Raw genomic sequence first — 24363 nt, forward strand, 5'->3', positions numbered from 1 at the left:
CACTTTATTGCTTTAGATATAACTTGGGTATTAGGGGATTGTCCCCACTTAATTGACCTCGGGAGGTATGATCGAGATGGACCAACTGGATGCCGAAGAAGTAGTAGCAGTGGAAGGATTGGAAGCGTCTTCAGAAGTCGAAGCGGAAGTTGTTGCCGAGGAAGCGGTAGCGGAAGAAGCGGAAGTCGTGGAAGCAAGCGAAGCGGAAGCCGAAGAGGCAGTCGCCGAAGTGGAAGAAGTAGCGGCCGAAGCGGCCGAGGAAGCTTCCGAAGAAGAACAATCCGAAGCGGTTGCGCAAGCGGAAGCGGACGAGCCTGCTCTTGCGGAAGTTGCTGCCGACGAGCCGGAAGCGGCTGCCGAGGAATCGGAATCGGTCGTTGACTAATCGCAATCCTCTTCCGTTTTGAAAAGGGGCTTTCCTTGAAGATCTTCACGGATCTTCGCGGAAAGCCCCTTGTCTTATTTCTTCAAAGTTCGCAACCAGCCTCGGATGGCCCATTTTCGCTCATGCCTCTTCATGTACTTGGGAAGCGATCGATACAGCCTCCTGCATTCCGCGTACGCCGTTGCCGCTTGCTGCCGGTCGCCCATGGCATCGTAAGCGGCGCCGAGCCGGTAAAACGCTTCGCAGGACGATGAATTCACTTCCTTGAATCGCTCCAAGTAGGCGATCGCCCCGGACGGATCGCGCTTCGCGATCGCTTCGGCAAGGCGCAAATACGGTTGCCCGTATTTCACCCTCGGACTGATCGCGAGCGCGCGATTCATTCCCTCTTCCCCTTCGCGCCAATGCCCCAACGCCAACTCGCACGTTCCCAGATCGCTCCAGAACTCCGCCGAATGCTCCATCTTGTCTTGTATGCCGATCAAGATTTCGCGGGCTTCGCCGAATCGCTTGCTCTCGATGAGAAGCCGCGCGAGCTCGGACTTGGCGGAGACGTCGTGCGGGCTGAGCGACAATTGCCTTCTCCATTTGGATATCGCTCCGCGTCTTCGGAAAGGCTTGACGAAACTCGGGGACAAGCCGATCAGCCGTCTCTCCGCGACGTACAGTAGGACCAGGATGACGATAATCGCGAGAAACGGATTGCCGAGCAGCCACGTCAGTCCGACGAAGAGAAGGATTTTGCTCATCGGCTATCGCGATGTTCGGCCGTCGCGGCCGCTTCATTAACCGCCGACTTCGCGAACGGAATCGAGGACGTAGACACCCCGTCCGCCAGCTTCTTGAACGCCCACCAGCGCACGCGCAAGGACGTCGCGGACGTTCCTCCGGTCAGTTTCATGCCGATACGGAAGCTGCATTTGTCCGGATAGATGATCGTTCCGAACGTAATGTTCGGAAACTCCGCTTCGTATTCGGTGTCCTTGAACACGTCCGCCGAGCCGTAATACACTTTGGCCCCGCCGGAGCCGACCGGCGCCTGCGGGTCGGGCAGTTCTTCCAAGCCGACGACGACCGTCACTTGACCGTCCCCGAGCCCATGCGCGATTTCTTCCGTCACGTAATTCCGCTTGCCGCGGGAGAACAACCGGAGACCCGATTTTTCTTGCGTATCGAGCGGGACGTCGACGATTCCCGTCGCGATCTCGTCGTTGATCGTCTGCGGTCTCGGAATGCCGAGCTTGAAGTCGAAAGCGTTGCGATCCGGGTGATAGACGACGTCAAGCTCCGGCTTGCTGTCGAAGCTCAGATCGAACGCCTGGGCTTCCGCGTAGAAGCGGTGCAACGAGGACGAGCGGCCGTTCTGGTTCATCCGGTGAGAGAGAGACGCGTTCGGAATGTATTCGCCGAACGGCACCCGTTCTACCTGTTCGATCATGTATGTCGGTCCTAGCTGCAGCAGGCCGATCTTGGCGAGGCAGACGTTCTGGTCCGCATAGCCTTCGGCCGCTTGGTCGAGGGAACGCTCGTACCAGTCCTTCATGATGCGCTGCGCGACCGACTGCTCGATGATCTCCGCCGCGTGGGTCGCCGATTGGTCGATCGGAATCCGATTGTCGCCGATGAACAATTCAAGCGCACCCGCCGGAATCGTCAGCTTGCCGATATGCCCGGGGCGATCCTGGACCTTCACGCTATACGTCAGGCGATGCTCCGTGTCCTGCTTGTCGCCCGGCTCCAGGAAGCGGACTTCGTTGCCTTCCTTGCCGACCGGATCGAAGCCGTCGGCCTCGTAGGCGAACGAAAGCGATACGCGCGGCGTCTGTAACGTCTTCTCCACGACGAGCGTCACGTCGACGACGTCGTCCGGGTTAACGTACTTCGGCATGCGTTGGGTGACGCGGACGTCGCTGTCCTGGTACAGGGTAACGATATCCTCGAGCAAATCCGCATGCTCGAAAGACGACGGAGAAGGCGCCTCTTCCTTGACGTACAGCCGATAGCTTTCGAGAAAACGGTTATACTCGCTCGTCTCTTCGCCCCGGACGGACGAATTGCCCACGGAATGGACGGGCTCGCGGCCCTTCTCGTCGTACGCGACGTACAAGTACACGTTCTTCTTGTACTCGTTGTTGGTGAAGCCGTCGATCATCGACAGCTTCAGCGTGACCGGCGAGGAGATGACGATCTCTCTGCCCAAGTAATCGAGCGCGACGCCCATCTCGACCGTGATCGTCTTGTCGTCGACCGGGACGACTTGCATGCCCGCGACGACGCCGCTGCCGAACAGCAGCCGGTTAAGCAGCCTTCTCTTGTCGTTGAAATACTTCTGCTCCGATTCGAAATCCCGCACGGTCAGCAATTTTCCGTAAAAATACCTGTTTCTCTCGAAAGGAAACATTCTCGCCTTTTTCACCGGAAACCCTCCTCTTTGATCGTACGCGCAGCGCGTTCGCGACTGCGGTCCGGTCGTCACTTATTCCAACTCGGAATCCATCCCGAGACGCGTGTGCGCGTCCATTCTTCCGTCCATGTCCATGTCCACGATCAAAGTGTCGTTCGGCATGTTGCGGTCCGCGTGCAGCGTGAACAAGGACGGCTCGGCGAGCACCGTATTAACGCCAAGATAAGTATGCAAATCGAGGTACATCCATGGTTGCAGCCACACGAGGCGCGCCTCCGTGTAAGCCGGCTTGTGTTCGTCGATCAACGCGCGCAAGAGCACCCGCTCCTTGTCCGACGACGCTTGCCCTTGCTCGAGCAGCACCGTGAACGCGTGCGGATTGTCGCCGTACAGCCGGTCGGTCAGCCAGCGCCATTCCGCGTTGTCCCGCATCGCTTTGAACTGAAACGGTTCGACGACGATCGGCGGTTTGCCCGTGAACGTCTCGACGAGTTTCTCGATGCCTCGCCTCGTTCCTCTGTACCTGTACAGCTCCGGCGCCGCTCGAATGAGTTTTCTGACCGTTTCGTCCCGCCAATGCTCGTCGCTGTCGAACCCGAGCCAAGAGCCGAGCCATCTGAGCCGCCTACCGGAAATCAGCTCGGGATCGAACTGCTTCGCCATCCCGTCGATCTGGTCTTCCACGCTGTCGAACAGCGTTCCGAACAAGGAGAGGTAGCGCCCGACGAAATCCCGGCTGCTCTCTTCCTCTTGATAGACGGCGGGCAGGTGGGAAAGCAGCGTTTCCCTCGCAAAATAGACGCGCATCCGACCGAGCTCCGGCGTATGCCTCTCGCTTCCGATCCACTCGACCTTCAGCCACAAGTAACGCCCTTGCGCCCCGAAGAACAACGCGTCCTTCGGATTGACGACCTCTCGCGACCAGTACGGGGCGAGCGCATCCAATTTGTCTTGGAACGAACGGCTTCGGTCCGCGATCCAGTCGTCGACTTTCCATATCGAGCCCTCCAGCGGCAAGAAGGGGGAATCCGCTCCGAAGTAGCTAACCCGGATCTGCGTTCCGTCCGGAATGCCGGCGTCCAACGTGAACTTGTGCCATACCGTCTCCGCCGCCGCGCTGTCGAAAGCCTTGGACAACCATACCGCTTCCGGAACGCCGCCGCCTTCCAGTCCGAGCGTCCGGGGCTGCAGCTCCAACACCGTGATCGTGCGCGCTTCCGCGTTCCAGACGTACATCCGGTCCCGACCGTCGATCGCGATGCCGTTCGCCTTCCCGCGATAGCCGGGCAGGCGGTCGAGCAACTCGCCGTTCTCGCCGAAATGCACGATAAACCGGTCGTCCTCGTCTTCTCCCCCGATGACGCGGGAATCCCCGACGTAAATCTGGTTCCGGGAGTCGACGCCCAGACCCGCGAAATATTCGGGAGGCATCAGATGCCTTTCCAGCTTGGCGTCCTCCCGCCGGAGTACGTAGAGCGCGCAGGTGAACGTCTCCAGCACGTACCGGTCGCCGGCGGGGGAAAAGGACAGAAACTGCGAGTCCCGCCAGCGGCTCTCGTCCTCCGGAAGCTTGGCGGTAAACCGTTCGTCCGCATACACGTCCACCAGCGTTCCCGAAGGGGAAAGCCTGATGATTGCCAGTTCCCGATACCCGCCCGTATCCGCCGCGCGCGGATCGTCCGCCGGCTTCCTCGTCGACACGATATGCAAGCCGCCGGCGTCAGAAGCGAGCGAGAGAGGATAAAACGGCGTCTCGTCGAGGTGCTTCCCGGATCTTCGGAACCGAAGCTGCCCGTTAGCCATGTCGTACGCCGCGACCGAAGGCTCGATCGAGGCGTCTCCCGCGTCCGCCACGTACAGGATGTCCCCGGTAATCGCCAGCTTCGCGGCTCCCGTGAACAACTGATGACCGGGCACGAACAGTCTTTCGTGAAGCCTGCTGCCCCTGTCGTAGGTCCACAAGTCGCCTTCGGCGTTCAACAAAACCATACGTCCGTGAGGACTGACGGCGAAGGCGGTCACCTCGCCGACGCCTTCCAACTGATCGAGCGCGAGCGTCTCCAGGACGCCGTATTTCTCCCCGCGCCGGATCGCCATGCCCGCTCCCGCTTCCGTCTCTTCGAGATTGCGGGAGATTCCCCGCCTAAGCCAATGCTCGGGCCGGTTTAACGAAAAATATTTCGTGCCGCCTTCCACCTTCATCCCCCTTCCGGGCCAATCGTTCCTAGAGCTGAGCCCGGCTGATCAACTCGATCCGATGATCGCCGGAATACACGATGCCATGTCCTTCGAGCAAGATGTCGCCTCCGGGGCTTTTTTTGACGGCGCGCCCTTCCGCGTCCATCCACAGATCCTGCACGTAAGCGACGCCTTTGATTCTGCTGATCGCTCCGTAAATATCGCCCTTATGCACCGTGCGTCCGAAAGGCCAACCCCGAACGCCGTCCGCGCCGTCGGTCGGCGTCAGCAGCCGATTCAATGCGGCCGCGATACGCCGGCTCTCGTCCATGAATTGCGGCTCGACGACGACGACGGCATGAACCGTCACCTTAACGTATTCGGGAGCGACGACGTGCACTTCGGTCGTCACCAGGCGTCTGTCGTCGAGATGCTTCGCCACCGTGGCGAGGAACCCCGCGCTGGGCGCCGGAGTCTCTCCGAGCCCTTCGGGCACGACGACGACGGTCACGGCCCCCGGCGCCGGCTTCTCGCGTCCGGGAGAGCGATTCGGAATGACGTGGACGCGAGTGACTTTCAACCCCGGCGTCTCCATCGCGAGGCGCGCGTAATCTTCGCTCGTCACGGCGCAGTAAGGCGTCTGCCATTCCGCTTGCGCCCGTTCGAGGCAAGCCTCGAGCGATTCCTCCTCGGCTCCTCCGGAGCCGTACCCGGCATTGTCGGAAGTCAGGCCTAGTGCCCGCTGCTCATCCTGCCTCCACTCGGTCAGCAGGTGAGGCTTGATGTTGCCTCTTACGCCGCCGCCGAGTACGCAACCGATCAGGCGGAAATTCAGCTCTTCGCTCGCTACGGGGATGGCGCCGTTCTCGTCGTTCCCGAACGTAATGACGCCCGTCTCGGGCTCGTAGACGTAATGGCGGTCGAGCGGTCCGGAACGGTCGAAATCCGCCACCGGCTCCCAATCTTCCCAAAGCACATCCATATCGTCTTCGCCCGGGACGCCGACTTGGAGCGCGAGGCCGTCCCGCCATTTGCAAGGCAGTCCGTGCAGTATCGCCTTCTGATGCGGCAATCCGTTGCTGCGGCCGACCAGCGCGAGCGGCGCGAACGATTTCTCGCAATGAATGCGGCGAATGTTCCGCGTCCCCGCTGCGGGAATGCTTCCCCTTGCCCCGTCGCCGAAACGGACCTCGGATGCGCCGTCCGCCCCCGATTCGCGAACGACGACGTAGCAGTGTCCGTCTTTGTCTACGCCGTCCTCGTCGAAGCTTCGCACTTCCCGCCAATCCCGCCAGCTTCCGTTCGGCTCGCGTACTTGGACGAGAAGTTCGCCGTAACGGGCGAGAAAGCGGTCGGAGACGATCGTCTGGCCCGGCAATCCCGTTCCGTCGTAGACGAGCTGTTCGCTCTTCGTGTCTTGCTGTCTCGCCTTGACCGTATTTAGCAATACCCGGTCAATGCGGGGAGGGAGCTCGTAACCTGCCTGCTCCAGCGTGCAACTGATCCAGAACCGCGGCTTGTCCGCGGCCGGATGGACGATCACTTGCCGAACGGGCGCGTCGATTCGGAACGAGATTCTGCCGCTATACGTCAAATGTACGGTCTCGTCCTCCACGACGGACAGCGGAAGCCAAGACATCCCGTCTTCCCCGTCCAAGCCGTAAATCTTCCAAGCGACCATCGCCGACGGGACGATCCGTCCGCTCTCTTCTGACGGAGAGACCGCGTCGCCGTCCGCCAGCCTGACGTGCAGGGAGATCGTTTCCCCGACGGCAGGTTCCCGGTCGAACGCGATATATAATCGGCTATCCGCCGCGGCTTCCTTGCCGAACGCGTAAAACGCGACGTTGCCGCCCGTGTTCGAAGCCGAACGGTCGCTCGATTCCCTCTCCGTGCGCGTGACGATCCGGTCGATCGCCAGCGGAAGAAGCCTCGCGTGCTCGACCGTTTCGAACGGTTGGTCTTCAGCCTGCAGCTTCGTTCCCGCGGGCAGTTCGACCGGTTCCTTGACGTTGCCGATCGAGACTTCGGCTTCCGCCGCCGCGGCTTCCAAGGGAGCGATACCCAGCAACGAAAGAAACTTGCGCAGATTGCGTTCGGGTATCCGGCTCAAGTAATATTGCTGCATCTCGCTGAGCCACGAGAACAATTCGAGGAACGTAATGCCGGGATCGTGCGAGTTCTCGTCCGTCCATTCCGGAAACCGTTGCTGGATGCCTTTGCGGGCTTCCTGCAAAATGCCGTCGAATGAACGATCGTCGAGCGGTATTCTCGGCAGCATGCCGAACCGACCTCCCTTCCCATGTATTTATCGGAATGACGAGCTTTTCATGCCTACGGGATCGTCACGTTCAACCGATGCTGCTTGCCGTTATTCGCGATGCCGTGCTGGACGAGGCGGATGTCCTCGGGCAGCATCTCCGCCGATACGCCGTTCTCCGTACGGATCGCCGTCAAGTGCAGCTGCTCCACCCGTTGCACGCCCCTGACGGATTGCAGCAAGCCGTAGAACGCCGACGCGTGCACCGGCTCTCCGATATCCCATCCGCGGCCGTCGAGCTGACCGTCCGTCGGGTGAAGGAATCTCTCCAGCAGTTCGAGACATGCGACCTCTACCGGCACGATCAAATCCGCGGTATCCACGTAGACGGTGGCGATGACCGAGATTTCGATCGACGCCGGCGCGACGACGGTCAGCTTGCCGTCCGCCGCGACCAAGTTCGCCGCGCGGGCTCGCAGCGCCGTCTCCAGCTTTTTCTTCGTCTCCGGGAACTGCGCCATCGCCGCGTCGCCGCCGGACGGCAATGCCACGACGGCCAAGGAACCCGGGCTGTATTCCAGCTTCGCGTTGCGGTTCGGCAAGCACTTCGCCTTCAGCACGCCGGGATCGATTTCCCTGACGAGCCATTCGACGTCGGAGGCGGATATCGCCCTTCCTCGATGCTTGAGTTGCTGCGGTCCCCGGCGCAGGGCGCCTTCGAGTGGCTCGGCGTCTCCTCCGCCGATCGCCGGCGCAGGGTTGCTTACCCCGTTCACGAACGCGAGCGACTGCATGACGCCCGATACTTGACCCGCGCCTACGTTGCCTCTCGAGCCGTTCGTCACCTGATAGGTGACGCGGATTTTGTCTCCGCCTTGCAACGGAGGCGCCATGCCTCTCGTTCCGTTGCCGAACCGGATGATGCCCGCCGCGGGGTCTATCGTATAACGCCTCGCGTCTCCTCCGAGGCCTGTCAACGATTCCGCCGCTTCCCAACGGACCCAGACGCGTTGCAACGCGCCTTCGCTGTCCCGATAGATTTCGTATCGATCGGGATCCGACTCCGCCAATCGGCCGAGCTCGTGCTCCGCGATATGGCCGGTTTCGTCTACCCATACTTCCAAGCCGACGATCGGCGTCTGGGCTAACGCGTAGCCGCCCTTGCTTTTCTCCGGGTACTCGCCGATTATCGTCCGCTGCTGCACGGCGGATACGGAATTGCGGTAGATGCCCGCGACGGTCGGCAACGAAGCGCCGGCCGCGCCGTACCGCTTGTCCCGGTTGACCGCGCGCAGCCAAACCCTCTCAAGGCCGAACAACCGTGCCGGAGCGAGGCCCGCCGGTCCGACGAACTGCAGCGTTCCCGATTGGGAGAACCCTTGCGTCCCGTCGATCGTCTTCAGCGGCGTCCATGACCACTCGTTGCCGGTGCGAACGAGTCCTTCCCATTCGACCCACGGCGGCTGCTCTTCCGCTTCGGGTATTCGGCCGAGGGCGAATTGCAGGCGGATCGGTCCTTTGACCGGCGGCAAGTCGAATGCCGTATATACGGCGGGCGCCGGACACGGTATCGGCAAGAACGGACGGAACGTGCCGCCCCCTTGCTTCACCGTCGCCGTCACGTCCGTCAGTTCGGCGTTGTTGAGCGTATAGGCGGAATCCGCTTTGAGCTCGGCCGTGTCCGAATAAGCGTAAGTAAACGACATCCGCTCAATCTTCGGGCTCATGTAGGCGACCACGGGCGCCGTAGGCGCGTCGGTGGCCGTGACCCGGACTCGGATCCACAGATCCTCGCGCCCGTTCACGAACGTCGTCGCCATGTCTTCCGGACAAGGAAAGTCGAGAACGACTTCCTTCTGCTCTTCGCCGAGCTCGGCGAACAGTTCCTCGAATCCTGCGCTTTCCGGCAATCTCAGCCAGTTGTCCCCGCTCCAATATTCCCATTGCGCTTTGCGGATGTAGAGACGCGGCGGCGGCTTCTTCTCGAAGTCGGCCGTTCTCATGACCATTTTCCAACGGATTTCGGGATCCGGACCCGTACGGAGCTCGTTCGGGACGTTGCTTGCCCGGAATGCTATGCGAAGGCGGCTTCCCCGCTTGCTGAACGCCTCCCGGCAAGAGATATAGAACACCGAATAGGGCATCGAATGCTCGCCGAACGGATAAAAACCGGCTGTTTTGTCCAGTTCCGTATCGTTGAAATAGAGCTCTCCGGGAGCGATCCCGTCCGGATCGAGCACCGCGTCGTGCGATGCCCTCAGCGTAACCCGGTCCATGTCCGGCATCGCGCTTAACGCGGCGGGTCCCCGTTCGCCGTCCGCGGCCGGCTTTACCCGGCAACGAATCCAACGGCCCGACGTGCCGCCGATTTCCGCCTCGCCGACGATTCCGCGGGTCTTTTTCCGAAGGGTGATCTCTTGTCCGGAGGCGGTGACCTCCTCGAACGGAATCCATTCGTTCCCGGACGAATACGACCATTCCAGCCAATCGGCCCGCGCGAACGCGGCGGCCAGATCGTCTTCGACGTACCTTCGCTCCGCGTTATGCCACTTCAGCGTCACGGACGCGGGATGATCCAGCCGGAACAGCTCGTCGTTGCGCAAGTAGAAGACGTGATCCTGCAAGTTATCCCCCGAGACGTCGAACAACGCCACTTCCGGCGGGGAACCCGCCGACAGGCTTTCGTCGTAACGCTCCGCCGCGAGAGCGATCCGGTCATTGTCCGGGTGCACGTTGAACAGCTCCGTCAGCTTCGCCGGCGTAATGAGCAGCGCGCTTTCGGTCTCGAAGGGCAGTTCCTCTCCGCCGTCGTCCGGTTTGGCCGTCAGCATCGTGACCGAAGGAACGAATACGGGCTCCCTGACGCCTTCGTTGAGCGAGAACACGACTTGCGCGCGCGCGGGACGGGCCGGCTGCAGCTTGACTTGCAGCAAGTCCAGGAACGCTATGAAATGGTTCATGGGCACGCGGTTAAGCCGTTTGATGTTCTCCCCGACCATATCCGCCGCCAAATAGAACAACGCCGTGCCCGCGTCGGGATCTTCCGGAGAGAACCTCCACTCCGGCGTATAATGAGGGACCATGGCCCGCATCTGTTCGACGAGGTCGTTCAAGTCCCTTTCGTCGATCGCCGGCGCTCGGGCGATTCCGTCTTGCCATTGGCCTGATTTCATCCGATTCGTCGCTCCCGTTTATTTCGTTCCTTCTTCTAGGTAGAAGGGGTACACCTGGTTAAACAGGTTGTTCGTGGACCGCACGACGTATTGAATGCCGAGCAGCAGCTTCCCTGACTCCGACTCGTCCAATCGCGCTTCCACTTCGACGTCCGTCACGCGGGGCTCCCAGACGGTGATCGCTTGCGTAATATCAGTCTCGAGCAGTCGCAGCGTCGTCTCATCGGTCGGTCCGAAAGCGAATTCCCTGAGCCCGCAGCCGAAATCGGGACGCATGACGCGTTCTCCTTTGGCCGTCATCAGAATGATTCGGACCGCCTCCGCGATATCTTCTTCTCCTTCGGAAAGCAGGAACCGCCCCGTCGTCGCGTCCACCGCGATCGGAAATTTCCATCCCCGTCCCAGAAACGATGCGCTCATCGTTCGAACCCTCCTTCAGGCGCCGCCGTGCGCCGCGTCAGTTGATTTTGACCATCGCGCCTTTGATCGTGACGATGCCGTCCGCCATCAGGTCGAGCTTCGCGCCCGCTTTCACTTTCAGCGACGCGGTCGCCTCCAGGTTGATCTGGGTGCTCTTGACAGTAACGGCTTTCGTCGACTCTATGCTGATATCGCCTTTGTTGTCGATCGTGATTTTGTTGGCCCCGGACTTCACCGTAATCGTAGCGGCCGAGCTTCCCGCCAGGACGACGGATTGCGCGTCGTTTTTCGTGCCGAGCGTGATTTTCTCGTTCGCGTCGTCGATCTCGAGCTTGATGCCTTTTTTCGTCTGCAGCGTCACTTTGCCTTTGTTTTCCGTATCGTCGAAAATCAGCTCGTGCCCGCCGCGGGAATGGATTTTGCGCAAATTGTTTTTCTCGTCCTTCACCGGCGGCTTCGCGTTGGAATTCCATAAGGAGCCAATTACGAACGGTTGGTCCAGATTGCCGAGATGGAACGCCACGAGCACCTCGTCGTTGACTTCCGGGACGAACAGCGTGCCGCGGCTGCCGCCCGACATGAGGGAAGCGATCGGCACCCAATCGGTCTCGTGGTTGTTTTCCCGCAACGGGAATTTCAGCTTCACCCGGTTGAGGCCGTCGGGATCGCTGTTGTTCGTCACTTGCGCGATCATGACGCCGCTTACCGTGCCGGATCCCCCTCCGAACTGTCCGCCTCCAGAGCCGGAAGAGAAGAAATCATTCATCGATGACATTAGAACGCATTCCCTTCCGCGCTGAATTGGGTCACGAAGCCTTGGTCGTTGATCATATGCTTGACGGAACTCAGCACGAGCGGCTGGTCGAACTTCGGGCCGAGGCCTTGCAGGTTGACTTGTCGCCCCGCGCGCAATTCCGGAATGCCGATGCACTCGCCGTCGCCGTCCACCATCTCCATCGCGCGTTCGTTCAACATCGCGTTGGCCAGCGTCTGGGCTTCCGTTTGCGTCGTGACGTTGCTGTACACCGTCTCCACGAGATCGCCGGGCAGCGTCGCCATGATGTCCTTGCCGGTCCGGCCGTTGCTTCCGACCTTGTTGACCGTCTGCGATTGCGCCTGGAACGGCACGCGCGTCTTCGGGTCCACGCCGCGGACGACGAACCCCGTCACTTGCTTCGAGATGTCGACCGATACCGAGTAGCTTTTCAAGTTCTTGCCGTACATCAGCGTGATCATCGGGCTCGCGCTCGGGTTCGGCTTGCGGAAATACAGCTTCTTCCCGATGACGAAAAACTCGTGGTTGTTTTCCTCCGCCAGCTTCTTTAAGAAAATGAAGTCGCTGTCCCCCATCTGCTCGATCGTCGGCTTCGGCGTCATCGTGTCGTCCACCTGCAGCTGAAACCCGTACTTGCCGCCTATTTCCTTGACGACGTCGCTCACTTTCTTTTTCAGCCACAGATTCGATTTCGTGCTGCGCATCATGAGGAAGGAGCGGTCCATCCCTTTCACTTCGACGTAAGGAATGCCGGAGGAGGGATACTCCGCGGATACTTCTGTAATGATGCCGTCGAATACCATCTCAAGCTTGTCGGTATAGCCCATCGTGATCGTGATCGACTTGCCGACGTCGATCAACGGCCCTACCCACTTGAAATGACGTGCCACGGCATCATACGCGTTGTCGACGCGGAACTGGAAGGAGTCCGCCTTCGCTTCCGTCGTCGACTCCACTTTCAAGGAGGACACGGCGATGTTCTTGAGATTGAAGCTCTGCCCGTCCACTTCGATGTCGAACGCCGGGGCGAAAAAATTGCGGTACTTCTTCTCCAGCGCGTCGAGCGTGTACGTGCTGTTGTCGAATTTAATGCTCGCCACTTGCGGTCACTCCAATCTGGGGATGATGAGCTTGCGTCCGACGGGCAGCTTGCGGGGATTGTCGATGCCGTTCGCTTCCGCGATCGAGCGCCACTGTCCCGCGTCCTCGTATTCTTCCGCCGCCAGCATCCAGAGCTGTTCGTCCTGCTTCAGCATTTTCTGCTTCGTCCGGTCGGCGCTTTGGCGCGGCACGTTCTGGTATTGCTCCGTCATCGACTGCATGCCGCGGAAAGTGACGTTCAGCGTCGCCCGGACGGGCAAGCCGGAATCGAGAAACATCGTGAACCGTTGCTGCACTTTCTCCACGACGCCCTTGAAGTCGAGCGAGCCCCATACGAAACGGCATAGCGGCGGCGCGTGAAGGTCGTTGTCGACGTCGAGCAGGCCGGATATTTTCTTCGTATGCAGCCTGACGTCGGTCCCGAGCTCGTACGTATCGAAAAACAAGTCCATCGTCAGAGAAGTACCCTCGCCGCTGATGAACTGGGCGATCGGCGCCTGAAGGCCGGGTACCGACTGCCAAGCGAACTGGTTGCCGGATTGCAGCACGTATTCGTTCGGGTTGAACAACACGTTGACCGTTTCCTGCTTGTTCTTCAAGATGATGATCTTCGCTTTGGTCAGGGCCATTGTCGGCCTCCCTTGTTTTCCTTGATTTGTCGCAAGCCGGATTTACCGTGCTACAGCTCCGTTTTTCGGGTACCAGGCTATTTAAGGCGGATTTACCGTGCTACAGCTTCGTTTTTCGGGTTCCCGCGCTATTTAAGGCGGTTTTACCGTGCTACAGCTCCGTATTTCGGGTTCCCGCGCTATTTAAGGCGGTTTGGCCGTGCTACAGCTCCGTATTTCGGGTTCCCGCGCTATTTAAGGCGGTTTGGCCGTGCTACAGCTCCGTTTTTCGGGTTCCCGTGCTATTTAAGGCGGTTTGGCCGAACTAGAAGCCGCGCAACCGTTGCTCGAACTTCATTCGTTTCATGAGCGCTTTGTACACTTGGTCGGCAAGCTGATCCGGCTGCAGCTGGGGCAACGCGCTGACCGCTTGCTTCAATACTTCGGCGTCGATGCGCGACGGCTCCGCCGGCACTTCCGCAGGCTTGGCGGGGAGCGCGGCGACGGCCGGCGCGTTGCGCCTCAGCTCCAGCGCCGCGGATTCCGCGACGTCGGCGTCGTCATGCGCTTGCCTCGCAGGCTTCGCGCGGCGATGGATTGCCGGGTCGGCCGGCGCCGCGGCATGAACTGGCAGCGCGGTGCCGCTTTCTCTCTCATCCGCGCGGGATCCTCTCGAACGGAAAGGCACGAGCGAAGGCTCCCCGTTCCCGTTCGTTTCTTCGGCGAAGCTCGCCGTATCTTGCGGCGGCCGACCAAGCCTGTCGTACATAGCGCTCGCGGCGATTCCCGTCCTGTTCAAGACCGATCTGCCCGGCAAAGCCATCGAACCTCCTGGAGGCGAGCCTTGATTTCCGGGCGCGGCGAGGGATGGTCCCTGCTTTCCGGAAGCTGCCGATCCTCGTACGCTTCTTGCGGTCACCGGCATCGGAGCGGCAACCTTCGAAAACGAACTTCCCCGCCTCACGAAGGAAGTATTCGCCGTTACGTCCGGGCGAATGATCGGCGAGCTTGCCATCTTAGGTGACGATCCGGCCATCGACACGGGCACGTTACCCGGAAGCTTCGTCATTCTCGAAATAAGTCTTCCGGTCATTGCGGTAGCCGAATCTTTTGTCCCGCGGGTCGGCATCGACCTTGCGTAAACCTTATTCGTTCTCGCTGTTTCTTGCGGGTTGGCGCTCGGCTCTTGTTGAAAACTTGCGCTCGGCGCTTCAGGCGATCTCGACATCGATGCTACAGGCATCGACTTCTTTACGATCCCGGTCGTATCCACCGGGTGCGTAGCTCGCTCCGTTCTGCGAAGAACGATCGGCGCTTTCGTTTCCAGCAGCTTTACTTTTGCGCCGCGCGGCATGGCCAGTTGCGAACGGCGAGCTTCTTCGTGCTCTCCAAGCGATAACGGCTCCGGTTGCGCCGAAGAGCGGTTTCCCGCTCTCGTCTTCGAACTCGTCGTCGCCGGCGATTCTCCGGAAGCTATCGTCCTGCGAAAAACGAACTTTCCGTTTCGAAGGGCTGATTCCTCCGCGAATTTCGCGGAGAGAGCGGCGCTTCTGACCGGCAATCGCGACGGGATTCCGTTATGGCGAATCATTCGCGTCGGCGAGACCTTCATCTCGGTCGACGACGGGACTAGACCCGCGATCGGTTGCTTTGCATAGCGACCCGTGACCTTCTTCTCTCCCGAACGAGGCGTTTGAGCGGATTTCGCGGATACGTTCAAGCCCGGATCCGCACGATGAGTCAAAGGCCCGTCGACGCTCCTGTTACCGGAGATCGCTTCGTCGATCCATCGGGCGGATAGCCGTAGCGATCCCGACTTCAGCTTCAGCTCGCTTTCCAGCTTACTATTCTCTTGAACCGAGACATCGGGATTAGGCTTCCCTAGCAACGGTATGTTCTGGACTTCAAGAGGCTTGGATGCTGCCGAGGACTCGCTTGCAAGCTTCCGCACATCCGCGTTGCCCGCTTCCGTATCCGAATGCTCAGTCGCGGCCGTAACGCTCGGATCCCGCTTAGCGATGATCGGCTGTCCGTCGCTTACGGCCAAATGCCAAAGCACCAGTTCTAGTGAGGATTTGCCTCCGGTCGGATCCGCTTGCCGAAGATCGAAACTTCCCCGAGTCAGGTTGCGCAACCGCCAACCGATCGATTTCGCCTCCGGGCTCGATTGATCTCCTTCCGCCTCCGAATAAGAGATGAGATCTTTATGTTCCGACGCGAATCGTGTTTCCGCCGAAGACTCGGTTTCCCGAAGACGAGGCTCTCCGAACGAAGCGTTATCTTCGCGTCGGGCCGGTCCGCTCGCCGGAGAGTTTCGTATGTTGACTGGCGCTATCGCTCTTGCTATCGAATCGTGCGACAGCATGGCTTCCGGCTGCAATTCGTGCGGTAAGTTTGTTTTCGTCGTCGAAGTTTGCGTCAAGCTTCGGCGCGAAATCGGATCGACGGGAGTCGAATTCCCGGCTTCTTCCGATAACGGACTTGAAAGCTTACGCGCTAATGGTGCCGCCCCTATCATCTCGCTAACCTTTTTACGGTTCAGAAAGATTAATAAAGAGTTGACGCGGGAAACCGCTTGTCCGGTCTCTCCCATGCGCTTGCGGTTCGTCCTGCCGGATGTCTGATTCGCCTTGCGCGAAGACGATGTCCGAGAAGAAGTCGCCATCCTAGGACCGAACGATTTTGCACGAAGAGGCCAGTCCGTCCGGCCCGAGATAGCCGCCGCGAAGGACGCATGCCTGGACGGCATCGGAGATTCGGCGGTTCCGCCGATCTTCTTGGCTTCGCCAACCCTTGCGCTATCACCCGGCGTTCCCTTCCCGCTCCTCTGATCGGTTCCTTTTGAATCCGTTACAAGCTCGGCGGATTCATTCTGCAAGATCTCTTCGGGCCGGAACTCCTGATCCGGTATCGCCAACTCCGCATGAGGCTCCCGATCTTTTGTCGCCCGCTCGCGCGAGTCGAGAGATTGGCCCGGAACGTTACGCGGCGGTCGCGGAGAGGACGTCGCCGTAGCCTTTCGAACGGACTTCGCCTCGGAGTTCCTTTGCCGGGGCGCGGCGGAAGGATTCGCTACTGCCGTTGGCGCATCCGCCGCATCCGGCAACAACAGTCGTCCCGGGGAAGCTGCGCTTTCCTTGCCCGACCGTGATTCGTCGCCTCGACTCGCCGACGGCGGCTTCCCCAATACGGCGTGTTCTCTCAGCAAACGTTGCTCGACGATAATCCGTTGCACTTCCCGCGTATCCGGAACGCGTCGCTCGACGATCTTCTCGCGATCGACGATTCGCTCCACGATCCGCTCGCGTTCGATGACCCGTTCCCGCTCGACGACGACCCGTTCCTTCGAAATCCGGATAGGCGACTGCGGCGTCGGGCGGGCAGAAGGCGAGAGCGGAGCCCTCGGCCGAAAAGAATCGGTCGCGGAAAGTTTGCGCGTCGCTTTGCGATCTTCTTTCTTCGCCGTTCGGAATACGAGAGGTCGGCCGCTCTTCGCTTCGCGACGGTTCGGTCCGTATTTGCCCATGACGTCTCTCGCGAACCGGCCGTTCATCGCGCCCATCGCTCCCATGCTCGCGACCGGCCTTTTCCACTCCGCGTTCCTTCTCATCTCTCGCCCTCCTCTCCGCCGCGCTTTTACAACAATTCCCTACGTCCGATCGGTCGCTTAAGGCTTAAAGATCGCTTTAATGCCGTTATGGGCCAGCTCGATCGTCTCGATGGCTACGTCGCTGGACGCCGCGTTCAGCGACGGACCGCTCCATTTGGTCGGATACGCGTCGAAGAAATTCCAGCGGCACAGCTCCGCGCCGTCTTGCTTGTACAGAATGATCGACCCGCTTTTGCGGGTGACCTTGCCGAGCGTCGCTTGCGAATACCAATTCCATAGCTCCTGCGAGGAAGATAATCCCCGCTTCAGCACGATGGAGGCATTCCTTACGCCTTTCGGCAAACGGTGCACGTATCCGTTCACGCCGCCTTCGCGGATTTCCTCGTATTCGATTTGCGTCTCGAGCCCGAACACTTCCGAGAATCCGGCGACGAGCATGTTGTCGAGCTCGACGACGAAGCGGAAAGCTCCGTTCACTTTATGGTTCATCGCGGCTACCGTCACGTTCCGTCGTCACCTCTTTCCGAATACGTCGAAGACGTTCATCTTGTCGGGCTCGTCGTTCAGCTTGCGGTTGATTTTGGAAATCTCGTCGCACCACCTGCGACGTTCCCTGTGTTCCATGTTCATGATGTCGTCATGGGCCCAATGGAAATAATAGGCAATAAAGCCGACTTCCTCGTAGATTCGCTCGGGCGAATGAGCTACGAGAGGCCCTCCGTTACGGATAAAAAATCGACTTCTACCTCGAACTCGTGATCGCATTTCGGACAAGCGGTATGAAGCTTCGGCGCTTCCAAATCGTTGATCTGGCGGTACAGATTCTGCAAGTAGGCCAAGTCGGCCGTGAACAGCTTCTCGATCGTCTTCGTATCCACGTGTTTCAGATCGCCCAGTCTCGTGACGACGCGCGCCAGCAAAATGATCGTCAAGTAACCTTGGTTCTGCTGTACGCGAGGGTCGCGCATTGGCAAGATCTCATCGGCAGCCGTCGCGAGCCTCATCACCCCGCGCTTGTGCAGCGTTCCGCTGTCATCCACGTAACCGCGCGGCAGCTCGAATTCGTATTCCGTCTGGAATGCCATATTCCGCCATCACTCCTTAACTCTGTTTATAAAAAAGGAAAACAAGAGAGAGGGCCTCCCTTGTCGGTGATCTTCATTCGATTGTCGGGACTTTCTTACGCGCCCCTCGTTTCAATAACGTTACGGCATATCGTTATTGCGGCCGTCATTCGATATCGACTTCCGAATAACGTCATCCCCTAACATTATTGCGCGGATAATCCGGAATAGCGTTACGTCGTAACGCTATTCCGTCATCCGTTCTGATTAAGCCGTGCGCGTCATGCCTTCGTGCGCGAGCTCGAGCAGCTCGATGGCCACCTCGGCGCCGGAGCCGTTGAAGCCCGGAGCCGTGTAGCGTACCGGCCAAGCTTCGATGACTTGCCATGTCGCGACGTCTCCGCCTTCTTCGTCGATGGCGATGATCGTAACCGTCTTGCGCTCTACCGTTCCGTCAATGCACTCTTGCAGCCACTCGTAGAGCTCGACCGAATCCGTGGAGCCCCACTTCAAAGTGATATTGCCGTACCGTGCGAGACCTGGCAGCTTGCGCGGGGTAATGACTTCATTGCCTTCGCGGTACTGCACGACGTCGAACGAAGCGTCGAAGCCGGCCACTTCGCTGAAGCCGGCTTGCTCCAATCCTTCGATCTCCACACGGAACCTAAAATTGCGGTACGGATCATTGCGTTCTCCTGGCATGGGTATCCCCTTCCGTTCAAATTATCGAATATTCGTTCAAGCACCTTTAATAGCTTCGGGCTAAGGCTTATTCGGATCCTGTCTTCTGCGTAATGCGGAAGACGACGAACTCGGCCGGTTTAACCGGAGCGACGCCGATGACGCAGATGAGACGACCGTTATCGATATCGTCTTGGGTCATCGTGCTGCGGCCGATATCGATGTAGAAGGCTTCCTGCGAGCTGCTGCCCATGAGGGCGCCGTCGCGCCAAATCCGCGTCAGGAACGCATCTATCGTCCGTTGCACGCGAGCCCACAATTGCTCCGTGTTCGGTTCGAAGACGACCCAGTTCGTGCCGCCCTTGATCGACTCTTCCAAGAAGATGAACAGGCGGCGTACGTTGACGTACTTCCAGAGCGTGTTGGAGGAAGCCGTTCTCGCTCCCCATACGCGGATGCCCTGGCCCGTAAACGAACGGATCAGGTTCACGCCTTGAGGGTTAAGGATGTCTTGCTCGCCTTTGTTGTATTGAACGTCCAGGCCGACGACGCCGCGAAGCACTTCGTTGGCCGGTGCCTTCTGAACGCCGCGGGTCGTATCGGAACGGGAGTAGATGCCCGCGATCGTGCCGGACGGAGGAACGAAGATGTTCCGTTTGTCGAGCGGATCGAATACGGACAGCCAAGGATTGTAAAGCGCGCAGTAGCTGGAGTCGAACAGGTTGCGATGCGTCATGACGTCCGCGACTTTCGTTTTCTCGCGCGGAATGTCCAAGATCGCGAAGCGGCTGCCCAAGTTCTCGCAATGCGCGACGAGCGACAATTGCACGTTCGCGTCCGTCACGCCCGGAATCGCCATAATGCTGACGACGTCGTTGTCGATGAACGCTTGAATGCCCGTGCGACGGCCTGGACCGCGATCTTCGCCGATGAAATCGGAAGCCGCGATGCCGGATACGGAACCGTCGGAACCGCCCGCGAGGACGAATTCGACTTTGCCTTCCGTGCCCGCGCCGGTAATCTCGTCGAACGGATGCGTCGAGTCTTTAGAAGTAACGAGCGCGCTCACGTTGACGAGGTTGGAGCGTCCGGTCGCTTTCTCGACGAACGTCGGCGCTTCCGGATTCAACGAAACTTTCTCGAAGCTTTCGACTTCGTCTCCGAATACGACGTGAAGCGAGAACTCGCAAGTGGAAAGGATTTTGGTAGGAAGCAGCGCGTCGTCCACGACGTCGCCGGACAACGCGTCGGCAAGCTCGATGACGTTGCCTTGCACGCTGACGACCCGGTTATATTGCGTCGCTTCGCCGGCGTTAAACGCAACGACGTCGCCCGCGTAGAAGCCGCCGGCGTTTTTGACCCGGTAACGCTTGTCGGTCACTTCGTAGATTTGCGTCTTCGCTTTGCTCGCGTCCGTCAGGACGACTTTCACGAGGTTACCCCACGCGCCGGGATTTTTCGTCGTGATGCCGATCTTCTCCGATACCGGACCTACGTTGGACGCCGTAAGGGCATCCGATGGCGCCACGCGCATGACGTAGCAGCGGGAACCGCCGTTCGTGAAAAACTGGTCTACCGCGTAAGCCAAGTAACGATAGCTGCCGAACGCGCTCTCCGACAAATAAGAACCGAAGTTGCGCTGAAAATCGGCCGGGCTCGTAATGAGCAACGGCAAACCTTCGACCGCCCCGCGTTGCGCGAGTCCGATAAAGCCGGCCGTGCTCGTGCTCACGCCGTCGAGAGGCTTAGAACCGCTCTCGAATTCCTCCACATATACCCCAGGCGACAAATACTCTGCCATGTTCCCCGGCTTCTCCTCATCTGCTTCGCGACTTTCGTTCATGATGATCGCAGAGGGATAACCAGTTCCTCCTCTCATATTGGGTTTATCTTTTCGTTAACCGGAATCGCTCTGCCCTGCGGCATTCCGCCCAATCAACGCCACGCACTGCCTTCACTTCTTGGCCTTGCTTGGATTCTTGGCGTTCAGCTTGATCGGCAGCAATCTGACGACGCTGCCGCAAGTCGCTTCCCAATTGCCTTCGTATGTAAGTTCTCCGCATTCGATCCGAACGCGAACCGGACATGCGGCGGGCAACAGCCCGCGAAACGGAATGACGGCGACGCCTTTGCCGTCGCTTGCCGTTCGGACGGCGGGCAACAGCCTCGCTCCTCTGCCCCATTTGTTCGCGAACGGACGGTCTAACTTCAGTACCGACGGATCGTCGTCGAGGTCGGCGACAAAGCCCCATTCGAGCGTGCCTCCGTCCCTTTCCCGCAAGACGAACCCGTCGCCGGGCCTCAGCTTGCCGTTGCCGGACGAGACGCGGATGCGCGGCTCGCCGGCCGAGCCGGTTTCCTCGGCCAGCCGCCCCCGCACCGCCGCTTCGTCGTCCGCGTACGCGGATAATCGCGCGCCCGCGAGCGGTCGGCCCGCCTCGTCCCGCACTTCGGCGATAAAGCCGGAAGCGCCGGGAGGAGGCGCATAAGCGGAATTCGGCAGCAAGGCGACGGTGACGACCGGCGGGTTCGCGTCACGCGCCAACGCGACGGATTGCCTGATCTCCGAATAGACGGAAGACGCGATGATCAACGTGCATTCGGCGCCTTCTACGTCCATGAACGCGTAGCTTCCGTCCGAAGTCCGGATCGGCTTGGCCGCGCTTTCCGCGATCGACACCCGGATCGAGGAAGCTCCGGGAGCTTTCCCCGTCCAAATATCGATCGGTTTCGCCACGAAGGAGCAGCGGGTAGAAAACGTTCTTTCCGCGCGGTCCAACGGCGTCAGCCTCCCTTGTCGCGCAACGTGATCTTGCGCTCCAATACCCGGGTGCCGGGTTTCACTCGATTGGATTCCAGAAGAACCGGACCTACCCGGTAGACGAGCGACAGCTTGTACGGGTTATCCCCGAATTGCCATAGCTGCGTCAACTGCTCGGTACTGTAACTCTCGGACGTGATTCGAAGCTCTTCGTTGTTCTCGGCCAGCGAGCCCTCCAGATAGGAACCGCGCAAGACGGAATTATCGTAAAGCACCTGCATGGCCTTGCCCAGTACGCGATGCTCGTCCAACGTGCGCGTGTGCAAATCCGCCGTGGAATGGGCCGTCAGCAAATATTGCAAATCGACCGCCAGCGGCGGAAACCTGAGGATGCCGCCTTGCGGCTGCAGCTCGTTCCGTCTCGCCTCGCCGTTCTCCCGGATGCTGCACAAGTAGAGAGATAAGACGAGATCGCCCTTATCGACCGGCGATGCCATGCCGATCAAATCCGGCCTTGGCACGGGGTCGGGAGACAACTGCTCGCGAAGCAGCTTCAGCAAGCTGGAGCCGACGTCCGCGATTACGGTGTATCCTCCGATGTGAGCTCCTCCTTCCCGCGAATCGCGGCAAAACACGGAAAAATCAGTCATTTTTCGCCACAATACCAGTATTATAACTGTAAAAAATCTGGCTGACTATCCAAATGTTTCGTTTAAATCGACATCGTACGGGGAAAATGCGTCTTTCACGAGAATTTTCCCCATTTTCCGCAGTTCCTGCCTCGCGGCGCGCACGAAATGCGTCATTCCGATCGGCTGCTTATCGGTCGCGGCAAGGAACGCGGCGGCAAGCACGATGTTCTTGATGTAGCCGCCGGATACGTCGAGACGCGCCGCCAGGAAGGCGAGGTCGAGATCGTTCGACAACGGGGAATGGCCCGGGAGATGAGCCCGGAAAATCATTTCCCTCTCGGCCGGTCCGGGGAACGGGAACTTGACGACGAATCCCATCCTGCGGATCAGCGCTTCGTCCATGTTCTGGATCAGGTTCGTCGCCAGAATCGTCACGCCGTCGTAAGCTTCGATTCTCTGAAGCAAATAAGCCGCTTCGAGATTCGCGTATTTATCGTGGGCGTCCTTGACTTCCGTCCGTTTGCCGAACAGGGCGTCTCCTTCGTCGAAGAACAGGATCGCCCCGCTATTCTCCGCTTCCGAGAACAGTTCGCTCAGCCGCTGCTCCGTCTCGCCGATGTATTTGCTGACGATTCGGGAAAGGTCGATTCGGTATAACTCGAGACCGAGCTCCCCGGCGATGATCTCCGCCGCCATCGTCTTGCCGGTGCCCGGCGGGCCGGCGAACAACAGGCTGAGTCCCTTGCCGTACGGCAGCTTGCGACCGAAACCCCAGCGCTCGAATACCGTCTCGCGATGCCGGAACCTGTTGCAGGCTTCGCGAATGAGCGATGCGGGCTCCGGCGGGAGCACGAGATCTTCCCAGGACCTGGCGGGAACGATCCGGTCGGCGAGTTGGGCGAGCCGATGGCGGAATTGCCCCCTGCCGGCGGCATCCAACTCGCGGCGGCCGGGGATCGGATCGCCTCGGCCCGCGGCCATAGCCGAAGCTTGCCGCCACGCGTTCGCGATCTGTCCCGCGGTAAACCGGTACTTGTCCGCGAGCTCCTGCCACGTCGACTTCGGATAAGCTTCGGCGGCCGGTCCGGCCGCGGCTTGCCAATAGTCAAACCGGGCGCTCGCGGCCGGAATGCCCGTCTCGCCGTGGATCCAGCCGGCTCCGGCCGGCAGCGGAAGCTCGGAAGGTTGCCTCTTAGCGTTCGACGTCCACGCGACAAGCGGTCTGCGGCCGTAACGCGCGTAATCGCCGAGCGCTCGAGTCAAGCCGTCGAGATGGGGAATGTCGGAGCCGATCGCTGCATGCTCCTCGCTCAGGACGATCGCGGCGTCCGTCAGCACCGCTTCCCGAGCGACCCGCTCGAGGGCGACGGCGGCTCGAGCGGCATCCGCCGGAAGCGCCCGCATCGAGACGACGAGCAACCGCTGGCGTCTTGCGGCCGCAAGATGACGCAGCCGAAGCTTCTTGCCGCTGCCGGCCGGCCCGGACAAATGAATGAACGGAATTCCCGTCCCGCCGCCGACTTCGATCTCCCCCGCGAGTCCGCCGATCGCGTCCATCGCTTCGTCTTCGGGCGGAAGCTCCGGAAGCGAGGAAATCCGGACGGGCATATGCGCTTCCGCGAATGCGGCGATCCTCGCGTCCAGCTTCTCGGTCTGCAGCAGAAAGCTGACCGTCCGCTCGTCGAGCCGAAGCGCCGTCTTCAATTTCGGCCGCACGGGCGCGCCCGGCCCGGCCGAAGCGTACGCGTCCTCCGTTACCAGCAAGATGCCGCGCAAAGCGCCGCTTCCCGATAGCGAACGGCGTGCTTTGGGCATATCCTCGCGGGAATCGCACAGAAACCGGTAGGCGAGGTCCGGCGTCGGCGCCCTGCAAGTGACGTCGTCGTTGAAATACGCCAGCCATTTCTCGTATTTGCGGTTCAATTCCGCCGATAGGCATAGCACGACGAACCGCCTCTCCCATACCGTCAGGCGCAGCCGGCCGCACAATTGCGAGAGCGGCAAGGCGACGCCTTCTCGCATCGCCGCTTCCGCCGACGCGGCGATGCTTCTCTCGCGGGAACGTCGTTCCTCCACGTAACGTAGCCAGCCTTCGGCCGTTCCGTTATTCTCGTCTTCCGAAGCCTCTAGAAGCTCGTCGACGGATACCGCGAGCCCTCTCATGCCGCCGTGGGGATTGGCGAACGGATTGCCGCCGCCCAGCTCGAGCAGCGTCCTGAAGCCGGCTTCCAGCCACTCGAGCTCGTCGTTCAGATGCTGCAGGCCGTTCGCGTACGGCACCGTTTTCCCTTCCGCTTGCACTGCCGTATCC

At 60.1% G+C, this 24363-nt stretch carries 19 protein-coding genes; 1 reads left to right on the plus strand and 18 read right to left on the minus strand.

Annotated elements, in window-relative coordinates; all coding sequences use genetic code 11:
- Positions 1-76: 76 nt before the first annotated feature.
- Entirely contained in the window at positions 77-385 is a 309-nt protein-coding gene (locus tag ACFPPD_RS07935) for a hypothetical protein (RefSeq protein ID WP_209744819.1), read from the plus strand.
- A 74-nt stretch (positions 386-459) separates the two neighbouring features.
- On the opposite strand, the gene ACFPPD_RS07940 is transcribed toward ACFPPD_RS07935, so the two are convergent.
- From ACFPPD_RS07940 to ACFPPD_RS08025, 18 genes are all read right to left on the minus strand, one after another.
- Positions 460-1134, minus strand: a complete 675-nt coding sequence (locus ACFPPD_RS07940; protein WP_209744817.1) for a tetratricopeptide repeat protein — start codon at positions 1132-1134, stop codon at positions 460-462.
- Complete coding sequence (locus ACFPPD_RS07945; RefSeq protein WP_209744815.1) at positions 1131-2801, minus strand: hypothetical protein; 1671 nt, start codon at positions 2799-2801, stop codon at positions 1131-1133. The genes ACFPPD_RS07940 and ACFPPD_RS07945 overlap by 4 nt, the downstream gene beginning before the upstream one ends.
- A gap of 60 nt (positions 2802-2861) precedes the next feature.
- A complete protein-coding gene (locus ACFPPD_RS07950; protein ID WP_378081771.1) occupies positions 2862-4991 on the minus strand; it encodes a phage tail protein in 2130 nt (709 codons plus the stop codon).
- 22 nt (positions 4992-5013) lie between these two features.
- Positions 5014-7248 carry a putative baseplate assembly protein gene (locus ACFPPD_RS07955; RefSeq protein ID WP_209744808.1) on the minus strand — a complete coding sequence of 745 codons (2235 nt, stop codon included), beginning with the start codon at positions 7246-7248 and terminating at the stop codon, positions 5014-5016.
- A 53-nt stretch (positions 7249-7301) separates the two neighbouring features.
- On the minus strand, positions 7302-10400 hold the full coding sequence (locus ACFPPD_RS07960; protein ID WP_209744805.1) for a baseplate J/gp47 family protein: 3099 nt from the start codon (positions 10398-10400) through the stop codon (positions 7302-7304).
- Positions 10401-10418: 18 nt separating this feature from the next.
- Complete coding sequence (locus ACFPPD_RS07965) at positions 10419-10820, minus strand: GPW/gp25 family protein (RefSeq protein ID WP_209744802.1); 402 nt, start codon at positions 10818-10820, stop codon at positions 10419-10421.
- 37 nt (positions 10821-10857) lie between these two features.
- Positions 10858-11595: a phage baseplate assembly protein V gene (locus tag ACFPPD_RS07970; RefSeq protein WP_378081774.1), complete on the minus strand. Its 738-nt coding sequence runs from the start codon at positions 11593-11595 to the stop codon at positions 10858-10860.
- Complete coding sequence (locus tag ACFPPD_RS07975; protein ID WP_209744800.1) at positions 11595-12695, minus strand: phage late control D family protein; 1101 nt, start codon at positions 12693-12695, stop codon at positions 11595-11597. The genes ACFPPD_RS07970 and ACFPPD_RS07975 overlap by 1 nt, the downstream gene beginning before the upstream one ends.
- 6 nt (positions 12696-12701) lie before the next feature.
- Positions 12702-13325, minus strand: coding sequence for a CIS tube protein (locus tag ACFPPD_RS07980; RefSeq protein WP_209744797.1), 624 nt, complete (start codon positions 13323-13325; stop codon positions 12702-12704).
- 304 nt (positions 13326-13629) lie between these two features.
- Positions 13630-16914, minus strand: a complete 3285-nt coding sequence (locus ACFPPD_RS07985; protein ID WP_209744794.1) for a hypothetical protein — start codon at positions 16912-16914, stop codon at positions 13630-13632.
- Positions 16915-16971: 57 nt separating this feature from the next.
- On the minus strand, positions 16972-17418 hold the full coding sequence (locus ACFPPD_RS07990; protein WP_378081779.1) for a phage tail protein: 447 nt from the start codon (positions 17416-17418) through the stop codon (positions 16972-16974).
- 9 nt (positions 17419-17427) lie between these two features.
- Positions 17428-17679: a DUF6760 family protein gene (locus tag ACFPPD_RS07995; RefSeq protein WP_378081782.1), complete on the minus strand. Its 252-nt coding sequence runs from the start codon at positions 17677-17679 to the stop codon at positions 17428-17430.
- The gene (locus ACFPPD_RS08000) at positions 17619-17999 is read right to left on the minus strand and encodes a phage tail assembly protein (RefSeq protein ID WP_209744791.1); all 381 of its coding nucleotides are present in this window, start codon (positions 17997-17999) and stop codon (positions 17619-17621) included. Before ACFPPD_RS08000 ends, ACFPPD_RS07995 begins: the two co-directional genes overlap by 61 nt.
- Positions 18000-18245: 246 nt before the next feature.
- Positions 18246-18680, minus strand: a complete 435-nt coding sequence (locus ACFPPD_RS08005; protein ID WP_209744788.1) for a phage tail protein — start codon at positions 18678-18680, stop codon at positions 18246-18248.
- Positions 18681-18747: 67 nt separating this feature from the next.
- Positions 18748-20460, minus strand: a complete 1713-nt coding sequence (locus ACFPPD_RS08010; protein ID WP_209744784.1) for a phage tail sheath subtilisin-like domain-containing protein — start codon at positions 20458-20460, stop codon at positions 18748-18750.
- A gap of 153 nt (positions 20461-20613) precedes the next feature.
- Complete coding sequence (locus ACFPPD_RS08015) at positions 20614-21438, minus strand: carboxypeptidase-like regulatory domain-containing protein (protein ID WP_209744781.1); 825 nt, start codon at positions 21436-21438, stop codon at positions 20614-20616.
- Positions 21439-21443: 5 nt separating this feature from the next.
- The gene (locus ACFPPD_RS08020; RefSeq protein ID WP_209744778.1) at positions 21444-22070 is read right to left on the minus strand and encodes a Pvc16 family protein; all 627 of its coding nucleotides are present in this window, start codon (positions 22068-22070) and stop codon (positions 21444-21446) included.
- A 45-nt stretch (positions 22071-22115) separates the two neighbouring features.
- Positions 22116-24353: an AAA family ATPase gene (locus ACFPPD_RS08025; RefSeq protein WP_209744775.1), complete on the minus strand. Its 2238-nt coding sequence runs from the start codon at positions 24351-24353 to the stop codon at positions 22116-22118.
- Positions 24354-24363: the final 10 nt, after the last annotated feature.

Source organism: Cohnella suwonensis (assembly GCF_042655365.1).
Taxonomy (GTDB): Bacteria; Bacillota; Bacilli; order Paenibacillales; family Paenibacillaceae; genus Cohnella; species Cohnella suwonensis.

Excerpts from the sequence above, each read along its gene's own strand:
- ACFPPD_RS07960 (WP_209744805.1), bottom strand. The coding sequence starts at position 10,400 with ATGAAATCAGGCCAATGGCAAGACGGAATCGCCCGAGCGCCGGCGATC.
- ACFPPD_RS07985 (WP_209744794.1), bottom strand. The coding sequence starts at position 16,914 with ATGAGAAGGAACGCGGAGTGGAAAAGGCCGGTCGCGAGCATGGGAGCG.
- ACFPPD_RS08000 (WP_209744791.1), bottom strand. The coding sequence starts at position 17,999 with ATGGCATTCCAGACGGAATACGAATTCGAGCTGCCGCGCGGTTACGTG.
- ACFPPD_RS07965 (WP_209744802.1), bottom strand. The coding sequence starts at position 10,820 with ATGAGCGCATCGTTTCTGGGACGGGGATGGAAATTTCCGATCGCGGTG.
- ACFPPD_RS08020 (WP_209744778.1), bottom strand. The coding sequence starts at position 22,070 with ATGACTGATTTTTCCGTGTTTTGCCGCGATTCGCGGGAAGGAGGAGCT.
- ACFPPD_RS07980 (WP_209744797.1), bottom strand. The coding sequence starts at position 13,325 with ATGGCCCTGACCAAAGCGAAGATCATCATCTTGAAGAACAAGCAGGAA.
- ACFPPD_RS08005 (WP_209744788.1), bottom strand. The coding sequence starts at position 18,680 with ATGCCAGGAGAACGCAATGATCCGTACCGCAATTTTAGGTTCCGTGTG.
- ACFPPD_RS08010 (WP_209744784.1), bottom strand. The coding sequence starts at position 20,460 with ATGGCAGAGTATTTGTCGCCTGGGGTATATGTGGAGGAATTCGAGAGC.
- ACFPPD_RS07970 (WP_378081774.1), bottom strand. The coding sequence starts at position 11,595 with ATGTCATCGATGAATGATTTCTTCTCTTCCGGCTCTGGAGGCGGACAG.
- ACFPPD_RS07950 (WP_378081771.1), bottom strand. The coding sequence starts at position 4,991 with ATGAAGGTGGAAGGCGGCACGAAATATTTTTCGTTAAACCGGCCCGAG.
- ACFPPD_RS07940 (WP_209744817.1), bottom strand. The coding sequence starts at position 1,134 with ATGAGCAAAATCCTTCTCTTCGTCGGACTGACGTGGCTGCTCGGCAAT.
- ACFPPD_RS07955 (WP_209744808.1), bottom strand. The coding sequence starts at position 7,248 with ATGCTGCCGAGAATACCGCTCGACGATCGTTCATTCGACGGCATTTTG.
- ACFPPD_RS07995 (WP_378081782.1), bottom strand. The coding sequence starts at position 17,679 with ATGCGATCACGAGTTCGAGGTAGAAGTCGATTTTTTATCCGTAACGGA.
- ACFPPD_RS07935 (WP_209744819.1), top strand. The coding sequence starts at position 77 with ATGGACCAACTGGATGCCGAAGAAGTAGTAGCAGTGGAAGGATTGGAA.